1 tRNA gene and 3 rRNA genes are annotated in these 5,382 nt (G+C 58.0%); all 4 read left to right on the top strand.

The window, feature by feature from the left end:
* The first annotated feature begins 305 nt into the window (after positions 1-305).
* The 4 genes from ACQUSQ_RS14845 (at position 306) to rrf (ending at position 5,352) form a co-directional block, all read left to right on the top strand.
* Positions 306-1,776, top strand: a 16S ribosomal RNA gene (locus tag ACQUSQ_RS14845).
* A gap of 133 nt (positions 1,777-1,909) precedes the next feature.
* Positions 1,910-1,981, top strand: a tRNA-Ala gene (locus ACQUSQ_RS14840).
* A gap of 209 nt (positions 1,982-2,190) precedes the next feature.
* A 23S ribosomal RNA gene (locus ACQUSQ_RS14835) occupies positions 2,191-5,108 on the top strand.
* Positions 5,109-5,230: 122 nt separating this feature from the next.
* Positions 5,231-5,352 (top strand): 5S ribosomal RNA (rrf, locus tag ACQUSQ_RS14830).
* The 16S, 23S and 5S rRNA genes sit together here with 1 tRNA gene alongside, the layout of an rRNA operon.
* Positions 5,353-5,382 lie beyond the last annotated feature (30 nt).

Here is a 5,382-nt window from a genome sequence, read left to right as displayed (position 1 = left end):
AATGCGAAGCGCGGTGAGGGCGGACGGCGCTCTCACCCACCGGACCACACGCTCGATTCGGCGACCCACCACGGCTCAATCAACGAGCTTATATGGGTCGCTCTACTCGATTCAGGTCCGGACGAAACATGAGGATTCCCCCCCTGCGGTCCGCCGTAAGACGGAATCTGATGTGAGCCTCGGTGGTTCGATGTCATCCGGTCGGTCCGGTGACCTCGAACCACCACCTTGGACCTCAGTGGTCTTTACGACGCGGAAACGATTCGACGTTTCCCGCCACCCCTCACTCCACATGGAGTGAGCCCATTCCGGTTGATCCTGCCGGAGGCCATTGCTATCGGGGTCCGATTTAGCCATGCTAGTTGTACGAGTTCACACTCGTAGCAAATAGCTCCGTAACACGTGGCCAAACTACCCTACAGAGAACGATAACCTCGGGAAACTGAGGCTAATAGTTCATACACGTCTCAAGTTGGAATACTGAGACGCTCAAACGTTCCGACGCTGTAGGACGTGGCTGCGGCCGATTAGGTAGACGGTGGGGTAACGGCCCACCGTGCCGATAATCGGTACGGGTTGTGAGAGCAAGAACCCGGAGACGGAATCTGAGACAAGATTCCGGGCCCTACGGGGCGCAGCAGGCGCGAAACCTTTACACTGCACGCAAGTGCGATAAGGGGACCCCGAGTGCGAGGGCATACAGTCCTCGCTTTTCACTACCGTAAGGTGGTAGTGGAATAAGAGCTGGGCAAGACCGGTGCCAGCCGCCGCGGTAATACCGGCAGCTCGAGTGATGGCCGATTTTATTGGGCCTAAAGCGTCCGTAGCCGGCCACACAAGTCCATCGGGAAATCCGCCAGCCCAACTGGCGGGCGTCCGGTGGAAACTGTGTGGCTCGGGACCGGAAGACCCAACAGGTACGTCTTGGGTAGGAGTGAAATCCCGTAATCCTGGACGGACCACCGATAGCGAAAGCATGTTGGGAAGACGGATCCGACGGTGAGGGACGAAAGCCAGGGTCTCGAACCGGATTAGATACCCGGGTAGTCCTGGCCGTAAACGATGTCTGCTAGGTGTGGCTCCCACTACGAGTGGGTGCTGTGCCGTAGGGAAGCCGCTAAGCAGACCGCCTGGGAAGTACGTCCGCAAGGATGAAACTTAAAGGAATTGGCGGGGGAGCACTACAACCGGAGGAGCCTGCGGTTTAATTGGACTCAACGCCGGACATCTCACCAGCATCGACAACAGCAATGACGGTCAGGTTGATGACCTTGCCAGAGCTGTTGAGAGGAGGTGCATGGCCGCCGTCAGCTCGTACCGTGAGGCGTCCTGTTAAGTCAGGCAACGAGCGAGACCCGCACTCCTAATTGCCAGCACCGGCTTCGGCCGGGTGGGTACATTAGGAGGACTGCCGTGGCTAACACGGAGGAAGGAACGGGCAACGGTAGGTCAGTATGCCCCGAATGTGCTGGGCTACACGCGGGCTACAATGGCCAAGACAATGGGTTCCCACCTCGAGAGAGGGCGGTAATCTCCTAAACTTGGTCGTAGTTCGGATTGAGGGTTGAAACTCACCCTCATGAAGCTGGATTCGGTAGTAATCGCGTGTCAGCAGCGCGCGGTGAATACGTCCCTGCTCCTTGCACACACCGCCCGTCAAAGCACCCGAGTGGGGTCCGGATGAGGCACGGTTACCCGTGTCGAATCTGGGCTCCGCAAGGGGGCTTAAGTCGTAACAAGGTAGCCGTAGGGGAATCTGCGGCTGGATCACCTCCTATTGACCGGGACCTCCCACACGGGAGGCCCACCATACTACTGACGTCCAAGGTAACTGGTTCGACCACCCGACCGACCGGACATTCAAGAATCACCGAGGCTCACACACCGCCCAGCGTCCCAGAGAGGGACCGGGCCCGTAGCTCAGCGGTAGAGCACCTCCTTTGCAAGGAGGACGCCCTGGGTTCAAATCCCAGCGGGTCCATGCCACCTCCCGAAGGCCGAACCGCACCCCTTAAGTGCATGACGGCGTTCGGTTGAGGTACGCAAGACCGATGCACCATCCCGTGCGAACGCGGATGGGAAGGGTTGAGCGTTCGTGCGTCTACACGAACGCTATGAAACCGTATGTACGTGCGATCCAGGCGTCCACTGGACCCGACAGTCAATCCGGGTCACTAGTGTGACAATCCATCAATCTGGCTACTGTGCCAGCTGGTGAATGGCTCGGCTCGAGAGCCGAAGACGGACGTGCCAAGCTGCGATAAGCCTCAGGGACCTGCATGGAAGGAAAGAACTGAGGATTTCCGAATGGGAATCCCCTCGCAATTGCCTTGCGCAATGGGGAACGCTCCGAATTGAAACATCTCAGTAGGAGCAGGAAGAGAACGCAAATTAGCGATCCCGTTAGTAACCGCGAGTGAACGCGGGCCAGCCCAAACCGAATCTCTTACGAGACATGTGGTGTCGGGCTGACAATCAGCGTTCGACCCGTCCCGAGAAGTCTCCTGAAATGGAGCGCGATACAGGGTGACAGCCCCGTATCGGGACGCAGTACGACGTGAGTCAGTTCCAGACTAGCGGGGATTGGATATTCCTCGTGAACGTCCCGGGCATCAACCGGGAAGGCTAAACACTCCTCGAGACCGATAGCGAACAAGTAGCGTGAGCGAACGCTGAAAAGTATCCCGAGAAGGGAACTGAAATAGAGCCTGAACTCAGTTGGCGATCGAGCGACGGGGCATACAAGGTCCCACGATAAACGAGCGCGGGGCGACCCGCTAGTAGGACTCGTGGGAAGCCGATGTTCCGTCGTGCGTTTTGAAAAACGAACCAGGGAGTGCACTTGCTTGGCAAGCCTAACTCGACTATCGAGGAAGGCACAGGGAAACCGATACGGCCGCAGTCTTACGACCAGGGCCACCGTGTTCAAGCGCGGGGAGTCAAGCGGGTGCGACCCGAAACCGGGTGATCTACGCGTGGGCAGGGTGAAGCGTACCGAAAGGCACGTGGAGGCCCGTTAGGGGTGGTGTCCTACAATACCCTCCCGTGACCTATGCGTAGGGGTGAAAGGCCCATCGAACCCGGCAACAGCTGGTTCCAGCCGAAACATGTCGAAGCATGACCTCTTCAGAGGTAGTCCGCGAGGTAGAGCTACCGATTGGATGACCCGCCTCCGAGAGGAGTCGGCCATCCTGTCGAACTCCAAACTTGCGGACGCCGCAGACGAAGGGAGTCCGGTGTGCGGGGTAAGCCTGTGCACCGTAAGGGAGACAACCCAGCGGTAGGTTAAGGTCCCAAAGTGTAGACTAAGTGCGATCGAAGGTGGTCCCGAGCCCTAGACAGCCGGGAGGTGAGCTTAGAAGCAGCTACCCTCCAAGAAAAGCGTAACAGCTTACCGGCCGAGGTTCGGGGCGCCCAAAATGATCGGGGCTCAAGTCTACCACCGAGACCTACCCGTGTCCGTGAAAGGACAATCGCGTAGGCTGGCACTCTGTTCGGACGGAAGCACGGAATAGATTTCGTGTGGACCGAGCAGTGACGATAATCCTGGTCATAGTAGCAGCGAGAGTCGGGTGTGACCCCCGACGGCCTTACGAGCAAGGGTTCCTCGGCACTGTCAATCAGCCGAGGGTTAGTCGATCCTAAGTCTCACCGTAACTCGACTGAGACAACAGGGAAGCTGGTTAATATTCCAGCACCACTACTCATTGAAAGTCGACGCTTTGGGGACAACCGAACTGGGCTTTCGCCCAGTCCAATCAGATACCGCCGTGGAAGCCGTAATGGCAGGAAGCGGCCAAACTCTGAGATAGCGCAAGTCGGTCGTACCTAGAGCCCGTGAAAAGACGAGAGTAGTGATCGTACCGAGATCCGACACAGGTGCTCTGCCGGCGAAAGGCAAGGCCCGTCGGGAGCAACCGGCGTTAGGGAATTCGGCAAGTTAGTCCCGTACGTTCGCAATAAGGGATGCCTGCTCTGTGGAAGAGCAGGTCGCAGTGACTCGGGCGCTCCGACTGTCTAGTAACAACATAGGTGACCGCAAATCCGCAAGGACTCGTACGGTCACTGAATCCTGCCCAGTGCGGGTATCTGAACACCTCGTACAAGAGGACGAAGGACCCGTCAACGGCGGGGGTAACTATGACCCTCTTAAGGTAGCGTAGTACCTTGCCGCTTCAGTAGCGGCTTGCATGAATGGATCAACGAGAGCGCCACTGTCCCAACGCTGGGCCCGGTGAACTGTACGTTCCAGTGCGGAGTCTGGAGACCCCCAAGGGGAAGCGAAGACCCTATAGAGCTTTACTGCAGGCTGTCGCTGAGACGTGGTCGCTACTGTGCAGCATAGGTAGGAGGCGTTACACAGGTACCCGCGCTAGCGGGCCACCGAGCCATCATTGAAATACTACCCGGTAGTGACTGCGACTCTCACTCCTGGCGGAGGACACCGGTAGCCGGGCAGTTTGACTGGGGCGGTACGCGCTCGAAAAGATATCGAGCGCGCCCGATGGTCTCCTCATTCGGGTCGGGAACCCGAAAGAGAGCGCAAGAGCACAAGGAGGCCTGACAGTGATCTTCCCAACGAGGATCGCTGACGCGAAAGCGTGGTCTAGCGAACCCACGAGGTTCATTAATGGGACCCGTGGATGACAGAAAAGCTACCTTAGGGATAACAGAGTCGTCACTCGCAAGAGCACATATCGACCGAGTGGCTTGCTACCTCGATGTCGGTTCCCTCCATCCTGCCCGTGCAGAAGCGGGCAAGGGTGAGGTTGTTCGCCTATTAAAGGAGGTCGTGAGCTGGGTTTAGACCGTCGTGAGACAGGTCGGCTGCTATCTATTGGGGGTGTTACGGTACTTGACGGGAACAAGCGTATAGTACGAGAGGAACTCCGCTTGGGTGCCACTGGTGTACCGGTTGTCTGAGAAGGCAGTTGCCGGGCAGCCACGCACCACGGGGTAAGAGCTGAACGCATCTAAGCTCGAAACCCACCTGGAAAAGAAGTACCACCGAGGACACTCGTAGAAGACGAGTTCGATAGACTCGGGGTGTACGCGTCGAGGCAACGAGACGTTCAGCCCGCGAGCACTAACAGTCCAAGCCACATTCATCTGATTTCGCACTGTGACCCGATACGATTCGATTGTCGGGTCCAGGCGTTAACTGGATCGCACGTATCATACGGTATCACCGACGCTGGTGTGACGACGGTTCGATTCCGTCGGTCGGCATGAAGGCGGCCAGAGCGGCAGGGACACACCCGTACCCATCCCGAACACGGACGTTAAGCCTGCCTGCGTATCGGCCAGTACTGGAGTGGGCGACCCTCTGGGAGACCCGATTCGCCGCCTCACCATTCATACTTCATTCACAGGGCCGAGCGA

This window comes from Haloplanus sp. C73 (assembly GCF_051195115.1).
Lineage (GTDB): Archaea > Halobacteriota > Halobacteria > Halobacteriales > Haloferacaceae > Haloplanus.
This window is presented reverse-complemented; position numbering and strand designations above follow the sequence as displayed.